Origin of the sequence: Actinomadura spongiicola (genome assembly GCF_003432485.1) — a bacterium.
GTDB classification, from domain to species: Bacteria; Actinomycetota; Actinomycetes; order Streptosporangiales; family Streptosporangiaceae; genus Spirillospora; species Spirillospora spongiicola.
In genome coordinates this window covers 499,224-522,651 of the sequence record NZ_QVNQ01000002.1, presented here as the reverse complement: position 1 = coordinate 522,651, position 23,428 = coordinate 499,224, and the positions used below count along the sequence as shown (strand labels likewise).

The following is a 23,428-nucleotide window of genomic DNA, read 5'->3' as shown; positions in this document are numbered from 1 at the left end:
CGGAAGATCCTGAGTTACTTTAGGGGAGCCTAACCTTAATGAGGGTGCCCTAAGCTCCCCCGGTCAGGCCGGTAGAAGCCCGTTGATCCCGCACGGAAGGTCCGCCACCCCGCATGTACGTCTGCATCTGCAACGCCGTCACGGAGGACGACGTTCACGGCTGTATGGCGAGCGGTTGCAGGACCGCCAAAGAGGTCAAGGCCGCCTGCGGCTTCAAACCCGGGTGCGGCACGTGCACCAGGCGCATCCACGCGATGGTCAGCGAATACCGCACGGCCAGCGAACTCGCGGACGCGCTCACCGGCGGACCGGCCACGCTGACGGCCGTCCCCGACCAGGACGTTCCCGACCAGATCATTCCCGCGACCACCGAAGGAGGGGCCGCTCCGCAGACCGCCGCCTGAGCCTTCCCCCGGGCCCCGCAAGGACCTCCACGCAGGAGGACGAGCACCTTGCGGGGGTCAGTGCTGTCCAGAAACCCCCTGTCATGGAAGCATGGGGGGCATGGAAGGCGACAAGGACATCATCGCGCTGCTGAACGAACAGCTCACCGCGGAACTCACGGCGATCAACCAGTACTTCCTGCACGCCAAGATGCAGCAGAACTGGGGCTTCACCCGCATCGCCAAACACACCCGCGACGAGTCCTTCGACGAGATGCGGCACGCGGAGCGGCTCACCGACCGGATCCTGTTCCTAGAGGGTCTGCCGAACTACCAGAAGATCGGCACCCTCAGGATCGGGCAGAACATCGTCGAGCAACTTGAGGCGGACCTCGCCGTCGAGCTGGAGGCCGTGGCCCGGCTCCGTCCCGGCATCGACCTGATGCGCTCCCGCGGCGACGTCACGTCCGCCCGGATCTTCGAGGACATCCTCGCCGACGAGGAGGAGCACATCGACTACCTGGAGACCGAGCTCAGCCTCGTCCAGGCCCTCGGCGAACAGAACTACCTGCAACGCCTCACCGAATCCCCCGGCGAGGACACGACCAAGCCCGTCTGACCGCACTCCTCCCCGGGCGCTCCACCGCCGCGCACCCCGGGCCTGCCGCCCTTTCCCAGGCGCAGTCCCGGGGAAGCACGGCCCCGGCGCCACGAACACCCGATCGCGGCCGACCCGCCGAGGACACGACCAAACGGTCTGTCCCCGGGCCCTCCACGACCGCGACCGCTCCGGGCCTGAGGCCCCTTCGGGCGCAGTGCCGGGGAAACTCGCCCCGGCGCCGTGGACAACTGCTCGCGGACCCGACGAGGACACGATCACGCCGATCTGACCGCACTCCTCCCGGGCACTCCACGGCCGCGACCGTGCAGGGCCTGACGCCTGGCCCCCGTGATGCTGCGCGGAGCCGCGCGGACGTGACGGGCCGTCAGGCCGTGCCCGGCGGCCGTCGGCGCAGTACGTAGGGCTGGATGATGCCGAGGCCGCGGACCGGGCGGCGCACGATCTGGGTGACCTCGTAGGCCGTGTTCGGCTCCAGCGCCGCGGCCAGCTCACCGTCGATCACGACGGAACCGGGCCGCGCCAGCGACGTCAACCGGGCCGCGAGGTTCACCGTCGTGCCGAACAGGTCGCCCATCAGCGGCAGGACGGGCCCGTGCGCGACACCGACCCGCACGTCCGGAACCTCCGTCTCGTCCTGGATCGCGGCCGCCACCGTCAACGCGATCTCCGCGCCGACCTCCGGCTGCTCCGCGCTGAACAGCACCTCGTCCCCGAGCGTCTTCACCAGGCGGCCACCGCAGGAGGCGATGATGTCGGCGGCGGTCTCCTCGAACCACTCCACGATCCGGGCCAGCTCGATCTCCTCCAGCTCCCGGCTGACCTGCGTGAACGACACCATGTCCGCGAACCCGACCGTGACGGGCGTGCGCCCCGCCGGGTCGCCGTTGTCGCCCGTCGCCGCGGCCGCCAGCGCACGCGTGCCCGCCGCGGCGAGCTGCCGCCGCCACGCGTGCACGACCAGCGGCTCGAACTCGCCGATGTGCTTCTCCGCCACGTCCACGATCGTCTGGACGGCCTCCGCCGACGGCGAGTCGTGCGGCTCCTGGGTGAGCATGCTGCGCAGCAGGCTGACCTGCCACTCCGCGAGCCGCGTCATCGTCTGCCCGAACGCCCGGACCAGCCGGATCACGCCCTCCTCGTCGAGGACGCCGTCGTCCATCAGGCGGCGGATGCGGTCCAGCGCGGCGATGTCGTTCTCGGTGTACGCGACGGTCTCGTCCGGCATCGACGGATACCCGAACGCGCGCCACACCCGACCGGAGAACTCCCGGGAGACGCCCGCCAAACGGACGGCGTCGACGCGGTTGTACCGCAGCTCGCCTCCGAGCAGGAGCTCTTCGATCTCCTTGGGATCCGGAATTCCGGCCGCCATCATCCGCCCCTCAGTCGGCCGCCGCCATGGGCCGTGGCCTCGGCATCCTAACCCTGTTCTCGGACATATCGGTGCAGATCAGCCGCACTGTCGGCTCGCGGACCCCCCTTTGCCGTTCCCCGTTCATCGGACATGCACGACGTCACCGGCGCTGATCGCCGTGTCCCCGCCCGGGCCGGAGACCACCAGCCGTCCCGCGCCGTCCACGTCCCGCGCCGTCCCCACGACCCGCACGTCACCGGGCAACTCCACCCTGACCTCCCGGCCGAGCGTCACACACAGATTCTTATAGGCCGTACGCACCCCGCTGCTCTCCGGGTCGCCGTCCAGCGCCGTCCACTCCTGATACCAGGTCGCGAACTCGCGCAGAATCGCCCGCAGCAGCGGCGCCCGATCGGTCAACGGCGCCCCCTCGATCGCGAGGGACGTCGCCGTCGCCACGGGCAACTCCTCCTCCCGCAGCCCGACGTTCAGACCGACGCCGACGACGAGCCCGTCCTCGACCTTCTCCACCAGTATCCCGGCGAGCTTCCTGTCGCCCACCAGCAGGTCGTTCGGCCATTTGAGCCGCACGTCCACGGCCACGTCCCCGCCGTCCCCGAGAAACCCCTCCCCCGCCTCCGACCACGCCGTCATCCGCCGCACGGCGGACGCCACGGCGACACCCGTCAACAACGACGCCCACCCCAGCATCGGCACCGGGACGCGCGGCCGCACCACCATCGAGAACATCAACCCCGACCGAGGCGGCGCCGCCCACACCCGCCCCAGACGTCCCCGACCCGCCGTCTGCGACTCGGTCACCAGCACGGTGCCCTCCGGCGCCCCCTCCCGGGCCCGCGCGGCGAGATCGGCGTTCGTGGACCCCGTCTCGTCCACCACCCGCACCTCCCGCCACAACCCCCCGTCCCGCACCAGCGCCCGCTCCAACGCCACCCCATGCAACGGCGGCCGACCAAGATCGTTATAAGGAGACTCACTCATCCCCCCATCCAATCGGGTTTGTTTTGTATTTCTCTCCTCCTTCGGCCCCTGCTGTGTTTTTTGCAGTGCACTCCTCCTTCGGGCCTGGCGGCCCTCCATCGTCGTGCACCGCGGGCGATCGCTGGCATCGCTCCGATTCGCTGTTGTGTTTATGGCAGTACACCTAGCGGCTCGCTGCGCGATCAGGTTCTCGCTTCGCTTGAACCTGCCTTCGGACGCGATCGCAGTGGCCGAGGTTGTCGCGGGGTTGCGGAGGCGGGCTGAGGTCAGCTCGTACGGATGGTGCAGGAGGTCGCGGCCGTGCACCCGGCATCGCTTCGGCTCGCCTTACGGCTCGCTGCGCGGTGGCGGTGGTGGGCTGGGGGCGTGCGTTCGCTGGTAGCGCTTTGGCCTCCCCGGCTGGTTGCCGGGGAGGTCGGGACGGGCATGTCGTGGTCTGAGTGATCAGCGGAGGGGTGGTCAGTCTCCTGTTGGTCGCCAGCGGGGGGCGGCGCGGGTGGCGGACAGGCCTCCGGCCAGGGCTATGGCGAAGGCGAGGAGCGTGCCGGTGGTGGTGGCGATGGTCAAGGTCTCCCAGGAGAAGGTGCCTTCGTCCACGACGGCTATGAAATGGAGGCCCTGCCAGGCTGTGACGGCGGCGCCTATGAGCGTCGCCAGGCTCAGGGGGACGGCGAGGTTCCATAGGGCGATCGAGATGAAGACGCGGTGACCGTCCGCCTGGATCGTCAGGGGCATGAGGGCCGGGCTGAAGCGTAGGAACTCGGCGGCGGCGCTCACCGCGGCCGCCAGCATGAGGATCAGCATGCCGCAGACGCCGAACAGGACGAGCCATCTCGCCATCTGGGAGTCTGATTTCGCCGAGATGAGCGAGTCCGCACCCAGCTGGTCGACTTTCGGCAGCGGGAGTGTGGCGTAGGCGGCCTGCTTCACCGGTGTCGTCCGGGATCCGGCCTCCGGGGCGGACAGGACGGCGAGGGCGTCCAGCTTCGAGCCGGTGATCGATCCGGTGCGGACGATCATCTGTCCGTTTTGTTTGCCCTGCCAGCGGTGCAGTTCCTGCACTCTTGTGTCCCCCGCGCCGGTTCTGAGCGCTGTGGGCGTGGGGGGACAGGTGAGGTGGACGCTCCTGAGGGCCGGGCAGGGGGCGACCGCGGTCGTTGGGCCGTTCTCCGGAGTGTGCAGGCCCAAGATCGTGTAGGCGGGTGGGAGGTGGCGAGCGAATGCGCTGATCTGGGCGGGGGTGAGGTCCGTTTCGGCGCTCACGAGCAGGACTCCGCCGCCGACGCGCTGTTCGGTGGCGACGGCCTCCTTCTGAGGGTCGCTCAGTCTGCTGTGCCACACCTGGACCTGGGTGATCAGGCCGAGCCCGATGATGACGGCGACCGCGAGGCGTGTCACCACACCGGGGTGGGCGACGATCCACCGGCCCGCCGTCAAGGGAGCGGGACGTCCTCGCCGTCGGCCGAACGCGGCGATGCGCTCGCCGAGCCCGCGGCTCAAAGCGGCGGCGACGGAGGGCAGGGTCGCCAACACGCCGAGCGTGCCGGCCAGGTAGAGGTAGAAGCCGACGTCTCCGTCCACGAAGCCGCTGACGGCCTCGACGGCGAACATGACCGCGCACAGGACAAGGCGCCACCGGGGCACCGGACCGGAGAACGAGCGGGGTCTGGTGGTCTTCCCGGCACGGTCGATGCGGTGCAGCATGACGACGGCGGTGAGCGTGATGAGGACCGTCGCGAGCACCACGGCGGGGATCGTCCACAACACAGCGCGCAGGTCGGTGGAGCCGATCAGGTAGCCGGTCCCCGGTATGCGGATGTCGACGATCATCGCTGTGAGAATCGGGACGGCTCCCAGGCAGGCGCCGGCCGTCGCGGGCAGCGCGGCCTCACCAAGGTTGACCACCGCGCGGTGCCGCGCCAGCCCGCCCAGCGCCTGCAACAGGGCGCTGCGACGATCTCGGGCGGTCGAGCCGCAGCGCGCGGCGACCACGAGCAGGGCTAGCGCGGGAACCGCGAGCAGGCCGATCAGGGCGTCAAGGAACATGGACAGCGGACGCGCGGCCTGCGCTTCGCCCAACCCGACGGCCTGGCCGAAGCCAGTGATCTTGAACCAGTCGTCCGACCGGAGATTCGGGTGGAGAGGTCGTACATAGGCGATTCGCTCTCCCGGCGAGGCGAGCCCGTTCCGTTGGACGAGACCCGCCAGGTGGCCGTACCTGGCTGAGATGTTCTCGGGTCCGCCGAGCCGGAGGAGTTCCGGCGACAGGTACGCCTCTCCTCGGGCCGGCCATCGCGGAAGGCCCGGCGGCGGCGCGGCCGACGCGGTGAGCGGCTCCACGAACACCACCGAGTGCTGGACTTGGTCGACCGCGTCGAACTCGACCCTCCACAGGGCGGTCGCCGGCTCGCCGTCGTCGGCGAACAACGGGCCCCGCGTTCGCTCGACGCCGTCGCGTGCGTCGACGACCGCCACGGCGGCCACGGCCGTGGACGCGATGAGGGCCAGCGTCGCCGACGCCAGCAACAGGGCGATGAACCGGGTCCGGTCGCCCGAAGCGCCGCGCCCGATGTTCCAGCCGATGCGCAGCAGTTGCCACCAGAGGCTCCGACGAATCATCAGGCCACCTCGGTCAGTTTTCCGGCGTCCAGCCGGAGCCGCCGGTCGGCACGACCGGCCACCGCCGGATCGTGGGTGACGACCAGCAGCGCGCAGTCACGGTCGCGCGCCAAGGAGTAGAGCGTGCTCGCCACGGCGTCGCGCGTCGTCCAGTCGAGCGCCCCGGTCGGTTCGTCCGCCAGCAGCACGGCCGGTTCGCTGATCAGTGCACGTGCCACGGCGGTACGTTGCCGTTCGCCGCCCGACAACAGGCCCGTCGTGGTGTTGTCCTTGGGCACGCCGAGGTCCCCCAGGAGGCGTTCGGCGGACGCGTACGCCTTCTGGTGATTCATGCCGGCGAGCAGCGCGGGCAGCGCGACGTTCTCGAGTGGGGTTAATTCTGGTAACAGCTCTCCGAACTGGAAGACGACGCCGAGATGTCGGCGCCGGTGCGCCGCGAGCGCTCTGGTGGAGAGGCGGGTGATGTCCGCGCCCGCCACCTCGACCCGCCCCGCGCTCGGTTTGATCAGACCGAGGAGGCACATCAGGAGCGTCGTCTTGCCGCTGCCGCTGGGCCCGACGACGGCCACCGACTCACCGGAGCGCATCGTGAATTCCAGGTCGGTGAAGATGGGCCGGTCCGACACCGCGTGGGTCAGCCCCGCTATGCGCAATGCGCCGTTCGTCTGATTGCCTGGTTTCATTACCGATTCCTTCTCTCAGGGCCCTTGGGCCGGACGGGGAAGACCCCGGACCAGTACTGGCCCGGGGTCATCACTGAAGTAGGTCAGGCAACCCACTTGCCGCACTTGTCCTTCTGAGCGCGCCGTTGGTGGCATGCCAGGAGGCTGATTGTCTTCGTGCCCGGACCACTGGTGATGGTGGTCCTGGGGCCGGACTTGTTCCAGACGTTCAGGGTCTTGCTGGGCGAGTGCGTCCTCCTGTACTCGGCCTTGACCGCGAACTCGTCGTCACCCAAGTTTTTGACGGCATCCCTCTTGTTGGTGCCCTTGCTCCAGGCCGAGACCTTGACCTTGATCTCGTCAACCCCTGCCAGGCAGGACACAATCGAGCGGCCGCGAGACCCGTTGACCCGACTCCACCCACAGACTCGGTCACTGACCCGCGCTCCTGCAATTCAGGTGATCGATCGTCACGGTAAGCGACATTGACCGGATCGGGACACACGTTCGAATCAGGCTACCTCAACCCGTCCGGTTCATATCGGTCAAAATTGGTTTCATGGGACGGGGCAGCAGATTCGCATCTGACCTGCGAAAATCACGGGAGAGGGCGGATCGGCCGACCTATCGCGAACTGGTGAAGCGCATCGGATAAGCGATGGCGACATTGGCCCGGGCCCCACGAGGGGACCAGTTGCCCAGCCCGGCGGTGGTTCTAGCCTTCGTGGAGGCGTGCGGGGGCCGACCAACCTCGCTTTCAGCCCGGACGTCCGAACTCTCGCCTCGGGCGGCGCGGACCACGGCATCGTCACCTGGTCTTGACCCCGACGTCGCCCACCGGCGCCTAACTCACTTACCCGCCGGAACTTGACCGCAAATACTCACCTTCGGTTTTAGTACAGTGCCGCCTCATGGACGGTGTGACGTTGCGGGCCGAAGGGCATGTCGTCGAGATCGTGCTGGATCGGGCGGAGGCGCTCAATGCCCTGTCGACGGCGATGGCGCGACGGCTCGCCATGGTGTGCGCGGAGGTGGCGGCGGACGATTCCGTGCGTGCGGTGGTGCTGAGCGCGGCCGGGGAGAAAGCGTTCTGTGTCGGCGCCGACCTCAAGGAACGCAACGCGATGACGGACGCGGAACTCCTCGCCCAGCGGCCCGTGTTCCGGGCCGCGTTCGGCGGCGTGCTGAACCTCCCGCAGCCGGTGATCGCGGCCGTGCACGGCTTCGCCCTCGGCGGCGGCTGCGAGTTCGCGCTGTCCGCCGACCTGATCGTCGCGGACGAGACGGCCGTGTTCGGGCTGCCGGAGGTCGGCGTCGGGCTCGTCCCGGGCGGCGGCGGAACCCAGCTCGCGTTGCGCCGCCTCGGGCCGGGCAGGGCCGCCGACCTGGTGTTCACCGGCCGCCGCCTCGGGGTCGACGAGGCCGTGGAGTACGGCCTCGCCGACCAGAAGGTGCCCGCGGGCAAGGCCCGCGAGGAGGCCCTGGCACTCGCCGGGGTGATCGCGGGGAACTCGCCGGTCGCGGTCCGGGCCGCGAAGCGCGCGCTGCGGCTCGGCGCCGGGGTGAGCCTGGAGGCGGGGCTCGACCTGGAGGAGAACGCCTGGCGCACCGCCGCGATCTCCGCCGACCGCCGCGAGGGCATCGCCGCGTTCACCGAGAAACGCAAGCCGAACTGGCCGTCCTAGACGCCATCACAAGGGAACGGCCCTTTCGCTCGTCGCCGGACTCACGCCGACGGGCGTCGCCGCGATCTCCTCGCCACCGCGGTCGCGCGGGCGCAGCCCGAACCAGACCACGGCCACGCTGAGGAGCGTCACGGCCACGATCACGCCGAGTGCGAGGTGGATACCGGCCAGTTCCCCGCTCTGGGACGCGGCGACCGCGCCCATCACCGGGATGCCCACGGTCAGGGCCACCTGCTGGGTCATCGACGCCAGGCCCGTCGCGAGACCCTGCTGCTCGTCCGGCAGGCCGGACGTCGCGGTCACCGTGAACGCGACGATCGCTCCGACGTGTCCGAAGAACCCGATGAACAGCGCCGGTACGAGGACGACGATCGCCGCCCGGTCGGCCCCCAGGAAGATCAGCGGGACGGTCGCCAGCCCCTGCACGGCGAGGCCCGCCGCCAGGACGCGGCGGCCGCCGAGACGGCCGATGACCCGTCCGGCGATCACCCCTGCGGCCACCGACGCCAACCCGGGAATCCCGAAGATCAACCCCGTGGCCAGTGGCGACAGGTCCAGGACCTCCTGGAGATAGAGGGTCATCAAGAAGATCATCGCGGGTTCCATCGCGAAGATCATGAACCCGCCGTAGTTGCCCCACTTCACCGTGGGCCGCCGCAGAATGTGCACCGGGGCGAGCGGCGCGGGCGAGCGCAACTCGATCATCCAGAACGCGCCCAGCAACAGCACACCGACGACCGCCGCCGGAACGCTCCGCTCGATGACCGCGTAGACCACGGCCAGCAGACCGCCGGACACGGTGACCGCTCCGGGCAGGTCCAGCCGCGTCCGACCGGGCGCCTTGCTCTCACCGATCAGGACGGGTGTCGCCACCAGGATGGCCACGGCGACGGGCACGTTCGCGAAGAACGCCGCCCGCCAGCTCAACAGCCCGACCAGAGTGCCGCCGACCAGCGCGCCGACGGTGAAACCACCGGACAACAGCGCCCCGTTCAACCCGAGGACACGCTCACGCAGCGGGCCCTCGGCGAACATGGTGGTGATCAGCGACAGCGTCGCGGGGATCGTCATCGCGGTCGCGAAGCCCTGCAACGCCCGCGCGGTCAGCAGCATCTCCGGATTGACGGCGAAGCCGCCGAGCAGGGACGCCCCGACGAGCAACACCATTCCGGCGAAGAACAGCCTGCGACGGCCGAACAGGTCCGCGAGGCGGCCGAACACCAGCGTGAACCCGGCGGCGGGCAGCGCGTACGCCGACGTGATCCAGGGCAGTCCCTGCACGCCCAACCCGACACCGGCGCCGACCTCCGGCAACGCGACGTTCAGGATCGAGAAGTCGACGGACAGCATGAATCCGGCGCCGAGCAAGACCAGCAGGACGAGCCGATCCCGGACGCTGAACCGGGTCACGACCTGGTTCCGAGGTCGTCGGAGTGTCCGGCCTCCAGCCGGGGCCACTGCGAGGCGGGACGTCCGTTGACGCGGTGGAAGCCGCCGTCGATCGAGCCGTCATGCGGCCAGCCCTCGGGCGATTCCTCCCATTCCTCCTGGCGCCCGTAGACGGTCATGTCCATGAGCGGATAGGTGTTGTCGAGGGCTTCGACGCCACGGCCGGTCGTCCAGTAGGTCTCGAAGACGCGGTCGCCGTCCCGCAGGTAGCAGACCAGGTGGAACATGCCGACCCGGCGTCCGACGAGCAGTGTCTCGACGGAGTCTTCGGCGGAGTACCAGGGCATGTCCCAGCCCATGAAGTCGCGGTACCGGACGCTCTCCTCGTAGGGGCCCTGGCAGAAGGTCGCATACGTGATACCTGCGGCGTGCAGGTAGGACAGCTCGCGGACCTTTCCGTTGAAGTACGTGCAGCCCTCGCACTGTTCCGCGGCCGGGTGGCCCGTGTGCCACATCATGTAGTACGCGATCAGCTGGCGGCGTCCCTCGAAGGCGTCCAGGAGGGTGACCTGGCCGTCTGTGCCGACCAGCGGCGTGGTGGCGTCGACCTCGACCATCGGCAGCCTCCGCCGGGCCGCCGCGATCGCGTCGCCCGCACGCGTGTGCGCCTTCTCCCGGACCCGAAGCTCGTCCAGTTGGGCCTGGAAGGTCTCGCGGTCGGCGATCTCAGGCATGGCGTCCATCGGGTTTCTCCCTTCCTCTCGGTGGACTTTCGCCCCACCGACGAAGGGCACCCTCCCCGGATCGACATCACCCGGAAAAAAAATCTGAAATCCAACCCCCGACGACATCCGGCCCAGGCAGTACCGCTCGGCCTCGGTAGGCCTGAGCTTCAACGCCTCCTCGTACACGAGCCTCACCTCGGCCGCACGCCCGGCCCGGCGGGCGGAACTCACCTGTCGCCGTCCGCGCCCCGAAGCGGGCCATGCGCCTCGGTGGCGCCCTGGAGGCGCGCTCGACTTGGCGGAGAACTCCTGCCGCACCGTCGAGGTGGAACAGCCCGATGCGATGCCAGGCCCTGGACGGCGGTATACAGTACGAGCGCGCCGACTACGCCGTCCCAGCGCCAAGAAGGACATTCCAAGGCCAAGAGGCGGTCGCTCCGGACGAGTGTCGATCTACGCCGCGACCAATGGTGTGGGGTTCGTCCCGGCCATGATGTCACCCGATGAGGGCTTCGTCTCAGCTCTGGTGTCGATGCGGGATCTGCTCGACATTAACGAGATCCACCTGACCGGAGGAGAACCGACCCTGCACCCTCGGTTACCGGAGTTGATCGCAATCGCCCGCTCGCTTGGGCTGACGGTGGCGATGACCTCAAACGGAGAGAACGGTGCACGACTGATCCCGCGGTGTGTCGCGGCTGGGCTGTCACGCGTCAACTTTTCCGTGTTCGGGACGACAGCGGCCGAACTGGCGGAGGTTCAGGGTACTCGCTACACCTCCGAACGGCTGGGGCGGCGGAAGCTGGACGCCCTAGCCGACTCCATCGACACGGCCATCGGTCTAGAAGTATCCACGAGCGCGAACCTCGTGGTTCCCGACTACTCCCACAAGCAGAGGGTGATCAATCTTCTTGAACACTACTCCACGCGTCTGTCGGTCCGGCTGCTCAATTCCCTTGATGGCGGCGTTGCCTCGATCAAGGGTATTTACGGCGTTCTTCAGGACCTTGGCGCTGTCCCGACAGGGCGGCTTCTGATCGCGGGAACGTCCGGCGCTCGGACCACCTACCGTTTGCCTTCCGGGCGGCTGGTCCATTTCAAGCAGATCCGGCCGGTACGTCTACCACGTACCTGCGCCTCCTGCCGGTTCAACAACGACCGCGAATACCAGGAGGGCTATTACGGGCTGCGCCTGTACTGCGACCGCGATGGCCGCTACCAAGTGGGTGTGTGTATCCAGCGCATGGACCTATGTCAGCCGGTTGAGCAGTTCGTCACCGGTGACGCGGCACGCGAAGTCTTGCGTTTCCGGGAGACCGAGTACGCGACCCTGAGGGAGAATCACGGTGAGCGTCCATCCGACACGGGAGACTGATGACCGACATCGAGCACGAGGCGCGCGTCCTGGCGATCGATCCGGCGCGGGTGGCCGGGCTGATCATTGCCAAGGGCGGTAGACGGACCGTGCCGGATCGGTTGATGCGCCGGTATGTCTACGACATCACGCCCGGAGACAACACACGGTGGATACGGCTGCGGGACACCGGTGCGGAGGTCACGCTCACCGTCAAGGAGATCATCGACGACAGCGTCTCCGGTACTCGCGAAACCGAGGTGGCGGTGTCGGATTTTGAGCGGACCAACGCGATCCTCGGCCTCCTCGGTTACCGGCCTAAGAGCTACCAGGAGAACCGGCGGGAGTCCTTCGTCCTCGACAGGGCGCGTCTGGAGATAGACCACTGGCCGCTCATCCCGCCATATTTGGAGATCGAGGCCGACACCGAGGGCGACGTCCTCCGGGTCGCCGCCTTGCTGGGCTTCAACGCGAACGACCTGACCGGCGAGAACACCATCAAGATCTACCGCCGATACGGGTACGACCTGAACGAGATCCCGGAACTGCGTTTCCGTACAGGTCAGGGCGACACCACGCCCGCAGGGACACCAGGTCGTTGAGAACGGCCGCGGCCTCGATGCGCTTCCGACCGAAGGACGCGCGCTCCCCCACCGCGCACCCCCGTGTCACCAAGCGTTGCCCGGATACATCCGGGACTTGAGAAGCCTGTCGATCTCCTCGGCCGCCCCTTCACGTCTCCGTACGGGGACAGGTATCCCTGCCTGCCGCGCTGAGCCTCGTGGTACGCCCACATCTGGTTCGGTACGACCCGAGCGTTCAGGACCGTTTCGACGGGACTGTACGGACCAGGGACGTACACCCACAGGAAAGGCTCCCACAGCACCGGCAGGGCGACCGGGACCGGAAACTCCTAGGTCGGTAGAGCCGGACCGGCCGGTACCCCAGAGGTTTGAGGGCGACACTGAGCGCGTCCAGATACCTCACGGCTGTTGACCGTCCGAGGTGCGTGCGCAGACGAAGTATTGGCCCTTCCGCCCGGACGGTCAGCGGTCGAGCTCTGCCCATACGATTTTTCCTCCTTCGCTGATCGGTCGCACTCCCCAGTCGCGGACGAGCATTGATATCAGGAACAGTCCACGGCCTGATCCGGCGTTCTCCCCGGCTTCGCAGAGGACCGGCATACCTTCACCCTGGTCCCAGATTTCAATGAGCACGGACCTGTTCTCGCTCTCGATCACTCGGACGACGATGTGTCCGGTCTGGACGTGTTCGCAGACATTGGTCACCAGTTCGCTTACTACGGTGCGACCCGGGTAATCGTCTGCGATTCCCAGATCACAGAAACACTTGGCGACGAAGTCTCTTGCGATCTTCGGCGCATGGACAGTGGGCTCGAGGATCAGTGTCGGCACCTCTGGCGCCTGAGCGATTGCGGACATCGATACGACCTTCGAATCGGCTATTCGTTCCCCACATGAAGACACACGGAGGCATACTGAAAAGGACGGAGAAAGGAACTACCCGCGCCCGTCTAACAGTTACTCACCATTCACTCATCACGAAAGGAAGATCCACATGGCTCTCAACAGCGAAAACAAGATGCAGGTCGACCCTGAGCTGGTCGGATTCGCTCGCGAGTTCAAGCGGCGTCGAGAAGCAGCCGGACTCAACCAGGCCGAGCTGGCACGCCAGGTCAACGTGGCACGCTCCTACATCAGCCACGTAGAGCGAGCGCGGACCAGGTGTCGCCGAGACTTCACTATCCGGGTGGACAAGGCACTCAACGCGAACGGGGAACTCGTCAAGACCTGGGACGAACTACTCGAAAAACTCAAGACCATTAAGTACCCGGCATACTTCGTAGACTTCCCCAAAGCAGAAGTCATGGCTGACATGCTGCGCGGGTACGAAACGATGCTCGTCTACGGCCTCTTCCAGACGGACGCGTATGCCCGGTTCCTTCTCCCGAACGAGGAGGACTTTCAAAGCCGGATGCGGAGGCAGGAAATTCTCAAAAGGAACCCCCCACCCGTCTTCTCTGTGGTAATGGACGAAACCGTCCTGTATCGCGAGATCGACAGCCCGAAGACCATGACCGAGCAGCTCGAATACCTCATCGAGCTGTCTCTACGTGAGGAGATCAATATCCAGATCGCGCCCTTGGCCTACTATCGTGGCGTGCGAACGTCGTTCACCGTCGCCACCCTTCCGGACATGTCGATGGTCGTGGTCACGGACAAGGCATACGGAGGCGAGACGTCAACGAGGCCAGAAGACCTCAAGAAGACCACCGAAGCCTTCGTTACACTCCAAGCGGAAGCGCTCAGCGCAAAGGAGTCGCGAGCGTTGATCAGAAAGGTCATAGACGAGCGATGGACCTGAGCACCGCCACATGGCGCAAGGCCACACGCAGCGGCGACGATGGAGGCAACTGCGTCGAAGTCGCCAGCGTTCCGGGCACTGTCGCACTCCGTGACAGCAAGAACCCGCACGGTGGTCACATCCTCGTGAGCCGTAAGGACTTCCGCCACCTCGCCGAGACCATCAAGAACCTCTAGCACACAACAGAGAGCCCCCAGCAACCCGACATCGGGTTCGGGGGGTTCTCTGCGTCGGCAGCCTGCCAAAATAAACCACTGCACATAAGAGAGCCTGACAGGCCGCTACCCACTCGCGTCTCGTCGAGTATGACGAACTTGTGTTAGGTCAACAGTTCATCGAAGCGCGCCCGGTGACCATAGAGTCGCGCGCACGACGGCCGACCGACTAGGCAGACCTCCATGCTCGGCCGCGGATGCTCCTGACCTGCGTGAGTTGGGCACGCGGGACGCCGGGATCGACTAAGGTTCACACACGTGATCACGGGTGAACTGAGAAGCAAGATCGACCGCCTCTGGAACGCCTTCTGGGCTGGGGGGATCGCCAACCCCCTGGAGGTCATCGAACAAATCACCTACCTGATGTTCCTGCGCCGCCTGGAGGACATCCAGACGGCCAAGGAGCGCAAGGCGGTCCGCGTAGGCGGCGATCCAGTGAGCCCGATCTACACCGAGGACACTGACGTCCTACGGTGGGCTCGGCTCAAGGAACTCGAGCCCGAGGCCATGTTCACCATGATGCGCGACGGCGTGTTCCCCTGGTTGCGCGGCCTCGGCGGGGATGACTCCACGTACGCCCACCACATGAAGGACGCCCGTTTCACCATCCCCACGGCGAACCTGCTCACCAAGGCCGTGGACCTCTTGGACGACATCCCGCTTGGCGAGGGCGACACCAAAGGCGATCTCTACGAGTACATGCTCAGCAAGATCGCTACCGCTGGGCAGAACGGCCAGTTCCGTACACCCCGGCACATCATCCAACTCATGGTCGAGATGATGAACCCCGGCCCGGAGGACGACATTTGCGACCCCGCATGCGGCACGGCCGGATTCTTGGTCGCCGCCGCCGAGTACGTCCAACGCGAGCACAGTGACGCCCTGCTGGATGCCACCAGCCAGAAGCATTTCCACTCCAGCATGTTCCACGGCTTCGACTTCGACAGCACCATGCTGCGCATCGCCAGCATGAATATGCTCATGCACGGTATCGAGCAACCGGACATCCGCTATCGCGACTCGCTGGCCGAGAACGTCGCCGCCGAGGCCGAGCAGTACTCCCTGATCCTGGCAAACCCCCCCTTCGCTGGCAGCCTCGACTACGAGACCACCGCCAAGGACCTTCAGCAGATAGTCAAGACCAAGAAGACCGAGCTGCTCTTTCTGGCTCTCTTCCTCCGCCTACTCAAGCCCGGTGGCCGCGCCGCCGTCATCGTCCCCGAGGGCGTCCTCTTCGGCTCCACCAAAGCCCACAAGGGCCTCCGCAAACTTCTCGTCGAAGGCCAGAAACTAGATGCCGTCGTCAAGCTTCCCAGCGGCGTATTTAAGCCCTATGCGGGTGTCTCGACCGCAATCCTCATCTTCACGAAGACCAATAGCGGCGGGACAGACAACGTCTGGTTCTACGACATGACAGCCGACGGCTTCAGCCTGGACGACAAACGAACCCCCCTCCTCCCCGAAACCCAACTCGGACCCACACCAACTTCGCCACTCAATGAGGCCGAGCACACCAAGAACAACCTCCCGGACCTCCTGGCCCGCTGGAACCGTCGCGGAGGAATCGAGCAAGAACGTGCCCGCACAGAACAGAGTTTCTATGTTTCGAAGCAGGAGATCCTGGACCAGGACTACGATCTGAGCATCAAACGCTACAAAGAGGTTGTCCATGAAACAGTGAAACACCGTCCACCCTTGGAAATCATCGAAGAACTAGAGCATATTGAGAGTGACATCCAACGGAGCCTGTCGAACCTTAAAGAAGTACTGGGATGACCAAACGTACTGCCTGGAAAGAAGTTTCACTGGGAGAATTTTGCGAGTTCAAGTACGGTAAGAGTCTCCCCGCAAAAGAAAGGGTCGCCGGCGCCTATCCAGTCTATGGCTCAAATGGCCAGGTGGACACGCATATATCGCCATTGAGCGACGGTCCGACTGTGATTATTGGACGCAAGGGCTCTTTGGGCGAAGTTGCATATTCCACGACCAGTTGCTGGCCTATCGATACGACATATTATGTCGACTCTTCGGCAACTCATGTCGACCTGAGATGGCTCTATTATCGTCTCCGGTCACTTGGGCTAACTGAACTCAACCGTGCGGCAGCGGTTCCGGGCTTGAGCAGAAGTGACGCTTACCGGAAGCGCCTGCTTTTGCCTCCCATCGAGCAGCAACAAGAAATTGTACGGCTACTAGACCGAGTGGATGCACTGCGGGCGAGACGCCGAGCGGCTACTGCTCTCCTCGACGACCTCACCCAGTCCATCTTCCTCGATATGTTCGGCAGCCCGTTTACCAATCCCAAAGAGTGGCCTACGTCACGGCTGGGCGATCTAGGCGAACTTGATCGCGGAGTTTCAAAGCATCGCCCGAGGAACGACCCAAAACTACTCGGAGGCCCGTACCCATTGATTCAAACGGGAGATGTAGCCAACTCTGGAGGCTATATAACGAGCTTCTCAAGTACGTACTCCGAAATGGGCCTACTGCAAAGTAAGATGTGGCCTAGCGGTACGCTGTGCATTACGATCGCCGCAAATATAGCCAAAGTCGGCATCTTGGAGTTCGACGCCTGTTTTCCCGATAGCGTTGTCGGCTTCACGGCCGATAAATCGATGAGCCAGTATGTACGAGTGTGGCTTCTGCTCGTTCAAGAGTCGATCGAAAGACTCGCACCAGAGTCGGCCCAGAAGAATATTAATCTCCAGATTCTTCGTGGACTTCCTGTGCCCCGGCCGCCGGATGAGCTTATCGCTGCTTTCGCGGAGCGTGTTACTGCAACTCGAGTTGTAGCGGAAAGAAGCCAACGTCAGGTGGCCGAGCTGGATGACCTGTTCAGGTCTGTGCAAGACCGGGCGTTTCGGGGGGAGTTGTGGGAGGATCGGGGGGTCTGAGTCTTCGGGTAGGGGTGGCCTGTGAGCAACTTCGGGTTTCTCAAAGGTGAGTGGCCTGATCTGTACGACGAAGCCGTCCGGGCGGAGGGACTGGCGAATGCCGATCCGCGGGCCTCGTGCTTCTATGCGCGGCGGACGCTCGAACTCGCGGTCAACTGGCTGTATCGCGCCGATGGTGCACTGAAGCTTCCCTATCGCGGTGATCTCGCGGCGCTGATCGCGGAACCGACCCTGACGCAGGTGGTCGGGCCGCCGATCCGGACGAAGATGGACGTGATCCGGCGGCAGGGAAACGCGGCCGTTCACCGGCAGGGGCCGGTCAGTGCCGGTGATGCGGTCCGGACGGTCACCGAGCTCTTTCACGTCATGTACTGGATCGCACGGCATTACGCCCGCAGCCCAGGCGGGGCGCCCGTGTCCGCATTGGAGTTCGACACGTCGCTCATCCCCACCCCCGAGTCCTCAGGGGTGCGGAAGAGGAAGCAGACCGAGCTTCGGGAGCTTGCCGAGCGGTACGCGCGGCAGCAAGAGGAACTGGTCAAAGAACGGCGCAGGACGCAGGACCTGGACAAAGAGGTCGCCAAACTGCGCGCCGAGATCAAGGCCGCCAAGGTCGCGAACACCGTCCAGCCGGACACGCACGACTACGACGAGGCCGAGACCCGCGTTCTCATCATCGATCTCCTTCTCAAGGAGGCTGGCTGGCGGCTCGACAAGGACGACGACCGTGAGTTTCCGGTCACTGGTCTGCCATCGAAGTCGGGGAACGGCAAGGTCGATTATGTCCTCTGGGACGACAACGGCAAGCCGCTCGGGCTGGTCGAGGCCAAACGCACCACGAAGGACGCGACGACCGGCAAGCAGCAGGCCAAACTGTACGCCGACGCGCTTGAACGGCAGTTCGGCCAGCGTCCGGTCATCTTCTACACCAACGGCTACCAGACCTTCATCTGGGACGACGTCACCTACCCGCCACGCGAAATCCAGGGTTTCTACACCAAGGACCAGTTACGGACGCTGATCCAGCGACGCACCAGCCGTCAGGCGCTCGCCGGTGTCGGAATCAACGACGAGATCGCGGGCCGCCACTATCAGAGCCGCGCCATCAGGCGTATCGCCGAAGCGTTCGAGCGTGACAGGCAGCGTGAGGCGCTCCTCGTCATGGCGACGGGTTCGGGCAAGACCCGCACGGTCATCGCGCTCGTGGACCTCCTTCAGCGCGCCCACTGGATCAAGCGGGTCCTGTTCCTCGCCGACAGGCAGGCCCTCGTCACCCAGGCCACCAACGCTTTCAAAGCCCACCTGCCGAGCACACCGATCGTGAACCTTCTGGCCGATCGGAGGGAGGACGGTCGGGTCTACATCTCCACCTATCCGACGATGATGGGGTTGATCAACGAGACGGACGGAGACCTGCGCAGGTTCGGCCCCGGCTATTTCGACCTGGTCATCATCGACGAGGCGCACCGGTCCGTCTACCAGAAGTACGGCGCGATCTTCGACTATTTCGACGCCCTCCTGGTCGGCCTGACCGCGACGCCGAAGGACGAGATCGACCGCAACACCTACCGCCTGTTCAACCTGGAGGACGGTGTCCCGACCGACGTGTACGGGCTAGACGAAGCCGTGTCCGAGGGTTATCTCGTCCCGCCGTACGCGGTGAACGTCCCGCTGAAGTTCCCGCAGCGCGGCATCTGCTACGACGACCTGCCGGAGCAGGAAAAGCAGACGTGGGAACTTCTCGACTGGGACGAGGACGACGGCATCCCCGACCAGGTATCCGCCGACGACGTGAACAGGTTCCTGTTCAACGAGGACACCATCGACAAGATGCTCCAGACGCTCATGGAGTACGGCGCCCGGGTCGAAGGCGGGGACCGGCTGGGCAAGACCATCGTCTTCGCCCGCAACAAGAAGCACGCCGAATTCATCGTCGAACGCTTCGACCGGCTTTATCCCGAGCATCGGGGCGACTTCGCCCGGGTCATCACACATGACGCCGCCTATGCGCAGGACCTCATCGACAAGTTCTCGATGCGGAACTCACCGCCGCACATCGCCGTCTCCGTCGACATGCTGGACACCGGTATCGACATCCCCGAGGTCGTCAACCTGGTGTTCGCCAAACTCGTCCGGTCCAAGACGAAGTTCTGGCAGATGATCGGGCGCGGCACCCGCCTGTGCCCCGACCTGTTCGGTCCCAACAACGACAAGCAGGGATTCCTCGTCTTCGACCTGGGCCGCAACGTCGAGTTCTTCAACCAGGACATCACCACGACGGAGGGCCGCGTCCAACCGTCCCTCAGTGAACGCCTGTTCCGGCAGCGCGCCGAACTGCTCTATGGCCTCGATCTGGAGAACCCGGCCCCGGAGCCGTCCACCGATTCGGACGGCACGCAGAGCGAGGCCGGTCTGCGCCGGGATCTCGCCGCCCGCCTCCAGGAAGAGGTGTCGGGCATGAATCCCGGGAACATCGAGGTGCGCCGCCGCCTGGCCGAGGTCGAGCGCTACCAGGACCCGGCGAACTGGCAGCGGATCACCGCCGAGAAACGCGACGAGCTCACCGAGAACCTGGCCGGTCTGCCCACCGAGTTCCGCGAGGACGAGAACGGCGAGGAGGCCAAGCGGTTCGACCTGCTCGCCCTCCGTCTCCAGCTCGCCGTCCTCAACGGCGATCCCGCCTACGACGCGCTGCGCGACCAGGTTCAGGAGATCGCTGAGGCGTTGCTCGACCCGACCACGCTCAACAACCCGATCGTGGCGCGGGAGCGGGAACTGTTGTCGGACGTCACCATGGATGAATGGTGGCAGGACGTCTCGCTTCCGATGTTGGAGCTGATGCGCCGCCGCCTGCGTGTCCTCGCCAAACTCATCCAGAAGGCCAAGAAGGGCGTCCTTTACACCGACTTCGAGGACGAACTCGGCGAACTCACCCAGGCGGAGCTCAGAGGCGTCTCGCTGGGCACCAATCGGACCCGGTTCGAGAGCAAGGTCCGCACCTATCTACGCAGCCACGAGAACGAGTTGCCGGTACAGAAACTGCTGCGCAACCGTCAGATCACGTCTCTCGACATCCGCCACCTCGAGGACGTCTTCATCAACTCCGGGTTCGGCACGTCCGACGACATCGATCAGGTCAAGGAGGAGTACGGGCAACTCGGCCTTTTCCTTCGCTCCATCACCGGCCTGGAGTACGAGGCCGCGACCGCCGCGTTCGACCGTTTCCAGGCGGGCCGGACGTTCTCAGCCGCGCAGCTCCACTTCCTCCAGATCCTCATCGGTTTTCTGGCGAAGAACGGAATCGTCGACATCGGCGACCTCTACGAGCCTCCGTTCACCGGTCTCGCTCCCGGTGGCCCCGAGGACATTTTCACCAACGCGGAGGTAACATCCATCCAACACGTCCTGGAGCATGTCCGCTCCACCGCCGTCCCGACCGGCTCGCAAGCAGGCTGACCGTAGGCGCCCTCCACCCCCCGAGTGGAGGTGGAGGGCTAGGCCGGAGTGCGGCTGCTCGGCGAGGGATATGGCGGGGGGTCAGCCGGTGTTTTGGAGGCCGGCGGCTACGCCGTTGACGGAGAGGAGGAGGAGTGCTTCCAGGTGGGTGCGTTCTTCGTCGTCTGTGACGCCCTTGCGGAGGGACTTGAGGGCTCGGAGTTGTAGGTGGGAGAGGGCGTCCACGTAGGGGTTGCGGAGTTCTACGGCTCGGGAGAGGACGCGGCGGTTCTCCAGTAGGCGGTCGTGGTGTGTGACCGCTAGGACCAGGCGGTGGGTGCGGTCGTATTCGGTGAGGACGGTTTCGGTGAGGTCGGGGCGTTCGCCCAGGGAGAGGTAGCGTTCGGCTATTGCGCGGTCCGTTTTGGCCAGGCTCATCTCGGCGTTGTCCAGGAGCGTGTTGAAGAGGGGCCAGGTTTCGTAGGCGTCGCGGAGTTCGGTGAGGTCGCGGCCGTCGGCGGAGACGGCGGCGAGGCCGCTGCCGAGGCCGTACCAGCCGGGGAGGTTGACGCGGGTCTGCGTCCAGGCGAACACCCAAGGGATGGCGCGCAGGTCTTCTAGGCCGCGGGCCGCCTTGCGGCGGGCCGGGCGGGAGCCGATGCGGAGGTCGGCGATCTCTTCCAGCGGGCTGACCTGGGCGAACCAGGCGGCGAAGTCGGGGGTTTCGACGAGGGAGCGGAAGGCCGCTCGGGCGGCTTCGCTGATCTTGTCGGCGAGGGGACGGAAGCGGGCGGCGGCCTCGCGGGCGTGGTCCTGGACGGTGCTCGTCGAGGCGAGCAGGACGGCGCTCGTGACCTGTTCGACGTGGCGTTTGGCGATCTCGGCGTGGCCGTAGCGGGCGAAGATGACCTCGCCCTGTTCGGTGACCTTGAAGCGGCCCGCGACGGAGCCGGGGGCCTGGGCGAGGATCGCGCGGTTGGCGGGGCCGCCGCCGCGGCCGAGGGAGCCGCCGCGGCCGTGGAAGAGGGTGAGGGCGATGTCGTTGCGGGACGCCCAGGCGGCGAGGGCCTCTTGGGTGTCGTAGAGGCGGAGGGTGGCGGTGGTGGGGCCCAGTTGTTTCGCCGAGTCGGAGTAGCCGAGCATGACCTCCAGGCGGCGGCCGGTTTCGCTGAGGCGGTTCTGGACGGCCGGGATGCGCAGCATTCCGTCCAGGACGTGGGGGGCGCGTTCCAGGTCCTCGCCCGTTTCGAAGAGGGGGATGACATCGAGGGTGGGGGCTCCGTCGCCCAGGGAGGCCGCGAGGGTGTGGACGTTGGCGATGTCATCGGCGGAGCGGGTGAACGACACGATGTAGCGGTGGCAGGCGTGGACGCCGAAACGCTTCTGGATCCAGGCGACTACGCGGAGGGTTTCGAGGATTTCGGTGGTGGTGTCGGAGTGGTCGCCGTCCAGCTCGGCCAAGGCCTTTTCGTGAAGTTCGGAGTGTTGGCGGATTTCTAGTTCTGCCAGGTGGAAGCCGAATGTTTCGACCTGCCAGATGAGGTGTTGGACGCGTCCGTAGGCCTGGCGGGTCGCCCCGGCTGTCGCGAGGGAGTCTTGGACCAGGCGGAGGTCGATGAGGAGTTCGTCCGGGCTCGTGTAGGCCAGGTCGGCGTCGCGTTCGCGGGTGGCGGCTATTCGGGACGCGGCGTAGAGGAGCAGTTGGCGGTGGGGTTCGCCGGGTGAGCGTTTGGCGATCTCGCCGAGGGGGGTGGGGTGGGCGGTGCGGGCGGCTGAAAGGGCGTTCAGGAGGTCGGGCGAGGCGGGGGTGGTCGATTCATGGACGGTCAGTTCGCGGCCGATCCGCCCGCAGGCCGTCTCCAGGGCGCGCAGGACGTGATCGGCCTGGATCATGATGGCGTCGCGGGTGACCTGGGCGGTGACATAGGGGTTGCCGTCGCGGTCGCCGCCGATCCAGCTGCCGAAGCGCAGGTACGGGCGGGCCTTCGGGGGGCGGGTGCCGTCGCCGCCGAGCGCCCGGTCGAGGGAGCGGTAGATCTGCGGGACCACCCGGAAGATCGTCTCGTCGAACGCGGCCATCGCCGTGCGGACCTCGTCTAGCGGGTCCATCTGGGCGGCGCGGCGCAGCGCCGTCCGCCACAGGAGGTCGATCTCCTCGCGGAGGCGCCGTTCGATCTCCTCGCGTTCGGTCACGCCCGGGGTGATGTTCAGGTTCGTGAGGAGGTCGCTGATGCGTTGGATCGCGGTGACCACGGCGCGGCGGCGGGCCTCGGTCGGGTGGGCCGTGAAGACAGGGCGGAATTCCAAGCCGTTGAGGAGGGCGTCCAAGTTGGGGATCTCCTGGACGGCGGCGGCGATCGAGCCGGGGACGGTGTCTCCGGTGTCGCGGTCGCGGAGCGTCCGGATGCGGTGGTGTTCCTCAGCCAGGTTCGTCAGGTGGAAGTACACGGTGAACGCGCGGGCGACCTGCTCGGCACGTTCCAGTGTCCAGCCGTCGACGAGGGACGCGACGTCGTCGACGGCGGTCTCGCCGCGGCGGGCCGCGATCACGGCGTGCCGGAGGCGTTCGACGTCGTCCAGGAGGTCCTGGCCGCCGTACTCCACCAGGCCGTCGCCGAGCATCGCGCCGAGCAGGCGGACGTCGCGGCGAAGCGGCTCGGGCATGTCCTGCCGGAAGGTGTCGCGTGTCTTCGTGGCCATTCGA

18 protein-coding genes are annotated in these 23,428 nt (G+C 66.1%); 10 read left to right on the top strand and 8 right to left on the bottom strand.

Annotation, left to right across the window (positions count from 1 at the left end):
• Positions 1-113 precede the first annotated feature (113 nt).
• Together D0T12_RS07100 and bfr are read left to right on the top strand one after the other, a co-directional pair.
• Positions 114-404 carry a (2Fe-2S)-binding protein gene (locus tag D0T12_RS07100; RefSeq protein ID WP_117398642.1) on the top strand — a complete coding sequence of 97 codons (291 nt, stop codon included), beginning with the start codon at positions 114-116 and terminating at the stop codon, positions 402-404.
• A 100-nt stretch (positions 405-504) separates the two neighbouring features.
• On the top strand, positions 505-1,002 hold the full coding sequence (bfr, locus tag D0T12_RS07095; RefSeq protein ID WP_117398641.1) for a bacterioferritin: 498 nt from the start codon (positions 505-507) through the stop codon (positions 1,000-1,002).
• 367 nt (positions 1,003-1,369) lie between these two features.
• On the opposite strand, the gene D0T12_RS07090 is transcribed toward bfr, so the two are convergent.
• From D0T12_RS07090 to D0T12_RS07075, 4 genes are all read right to left on the bottom strand, one after another.
• The gene (locus tag D0T12_RS07090) at positions 1,370-2,377 is read right to left on the bottom strand and encodes an adenylate/guanylate cyclase domain-containing protein (protein WP_117398967.1); all 1,008 of its coding nucleotides are present in this window, start codon (positions 2,375-2,377) and stop codon (positions 1,370-1,372) included.
• A gap of 123 nt (positions 2,378-2,500) precedes the next feature.
• Positions 2,501-3,361 carry a biotin--[acetyl-CoA-carboxylase] ligase gene (locus D0T12_RS07085; RefSeq protein WP_117398640.1) on the bottom strand — a complete coding sequence of 287 codons (861 nt, stop codon included), beginning with the start codon at positions 3,359-3,361 and terminating at the stop codon, positions 2,501-2,503.
• A gap of 459 nt (positions 3,362-3,820) precedes the next feature.
• Positions 3,821-5,980, bottom strand: coding sequence for a permease (locus tag D0T12_RS07080; RefSeq protein WP_117398639.1), 2,160 nt, complete (start codon positions 5,978-5,980; stop codon positions 3,821-3,823).
• Positions 5,980-6,663, bottom strand: coding sequence for an ABC transporter ATP-binding protein (locus tag D0T12_RS07075; protein ID WP_117398638.1), 684 nt, complete (start codon positions 6,661-6,663; stop codon positions 5,980-5,982). The genes D0T12_RS07080 and D0T12_RS07075 overlap by 1 nt, the downstream gene beginning before the upstream one ends.
• A gap of 890 nt (positions 6,664-7,553) precedes the next feature.
• Between D0T12_RS07075 and D0T12_RS07065 the strand changes: the two genes are divergently transcribed.
• Complete coding sequence (locus D0T12_RS07065; RefSeq protein ID WP_117398636.1) at positions 7,554-8,327, top strand: enoyl-CoA hydratase/isomerase family protein; 774 nt, start codon at positions 7,554-7,556, stop codon at positions 8,325-8,327.
• 6 nt (positions 8,328-8,333) lie between these two features.
• On the opposite strand, the gene D0T12_RS07060 is transcribed toward D0T12_RS07065, so the two are convergent.
• Entirely contained in the window at positions 8,334-9,737 is a 1,404-nt protein-coding gene (locus D0T12_RS07060) for an MFS transporter (protein WP_233525882.1), read from the bottom strand.
• Positions 9,734-10,459 carry a DUF899 family protein gene (locus D0T12_RS07055; RefSeq protein ID WP_117398635.1) on the bottom strand — a complete coding sequence of 242 codons (726 nt, stop codon included), beginning with the start codon at positions 10,457-10,459 and terminating at the stop codon, positions 9,734-9,736. Before D0T12_RS07055 ends, D0T12_RS07060 begins: the two co-directional genes overlap by 4 nt.
• Before the next feature lie 427 nt (positions 10,460-10,886).
• Here D0T12_RS07055 and D0T12_RS07050 point away from each other — a divergent pair, with 427 nt between their 5' ends.
• Both D0T12_RS07050 and D0T12_RS07045 read left to right on the top strand, forming a co-directional pair.
• On the top strand, positions 10,887-11,816 hold the full coding sequence (locus tag D0T12_RS07050; RefSeq protein WP_158581433.1) for a radical SAM protein: 930 nt from the start codon (positions 10,887-10,889) through the stop codon (positions 11,814-11,816).
• On the top strand, positions 11,816-12,397 hold the full coding sequence (locus D0T12_RS07045) for a class IV adenylate cyclase (protein ID WP_117398633.1): 582 nt from the start codon (positions 11,816-11,818) through the stop codon (positions 12,395-12,397). Before D0T12_RS07050 ends, D0T12_RS07045 begins: the two co-directional genes overlap by 1 nt.
• Positions 12,398-12,841: 444 nt before the next feature.
• Here D0T12_RS07045 and D0T12_RS07040 read toward each other — a convergent pair whose 3' ends face one another.
• On the bottom strand, positions 12,842-13,237 hold the full coding sequence (locus tag D0T12_RS07040) for an ATP-binding protein (RefSeq protein ID WP_117398631.1): 396 nt from the start codon (positions 13,235-13,237) through the stop codon (positions 12,842-12,844).
• Positions 13,238-13,373: 136 nt separating this feature from the next.
• Here D0T12_RS07040 and D0T12_RS07035 point away from each other — a divergent pair, with 136 nt between their 5' ends.
• The 5 genes from D0T12_RS07035 (at position 13,374) to D0T12_RS07015 (ending at position 20,745) form a co-directional block, all read left to right on the top strand.
• Positions 13,374-14,180 (top strand): helix-turn-helix domain-containing protein, encoded by an 807-nt coding sequence (locus tag D0T12_RS07035; RefSeq protein ID WP_117398629.1) that lies wholly within the window; start codon positions 13,374-13,376, stop codon positions 14,178-14,180.
• Entirely contained in the window at positions 14,171-14,356 is a 186-nt protein-coding gene (locus D0T12_RS07030) for a DUF397 domain-containing protein (protein WP_117398628.1), read from the top strand. The genes D0T12_RS07035 and D0T12_RS07030 overlap by 10 nt, the downstream gene beginning before the upstream one ends.
• A 297-nt stretch (positions 14,357-14,653) precedes the next feature.
• Entirely contained in the window at positions 14,654-16,171 is a 1,518-nt protein-coding gene (locus tag D0T12_RS07025; RefSeq protein ID WP_117398627.1) for a type I restriction-modification system subunit M, read from the top strand.
• Complete coding sequence (locus D0T12_RS07020) at positions 16,168-17,289, top strand: restriction endonuclease subunit S (protein ID WP_117398626.1); 1,122 nt, start codon at positions 16,168-16,170, stop codon at positions 17,287-17,289. Before D0T12_RS07025 ends, D0T12_RS07020 begins: the two co-directional genes overlap by 4 nt.
• Positions 17,290-17,310: 21 nt before the next feature.
• Positions 17,311-20,745, top strand: coding sequence for a DEAD/DEAH box helicase family protein (locus D0T12_RS07015; RefSeq protein WP_117398625.1), 3,435 nt, complete (start codon positions 17,311-17,313; stop codon positions 20,743-20,745).
• An 81-nt stretch (positions 20,746-20,826) separates the two neighbouring features.
• On the opposite strand, the gene D0T12_RS07010 is transcribed toward D0T12_RS07015, so the two are convergent.
• Entirely contained in the window at positions 20,827-23,424 is a 2,598-nt protein-coding gene (locus D0T12_RS07010) for a phosphoenolpyruvate carboxylase (RefSeq protein WP_117398624.1), read from the bottom strand.
• Between the last annotated feature and the right edge of the window lie 4 nt (positions 23,425-23,428).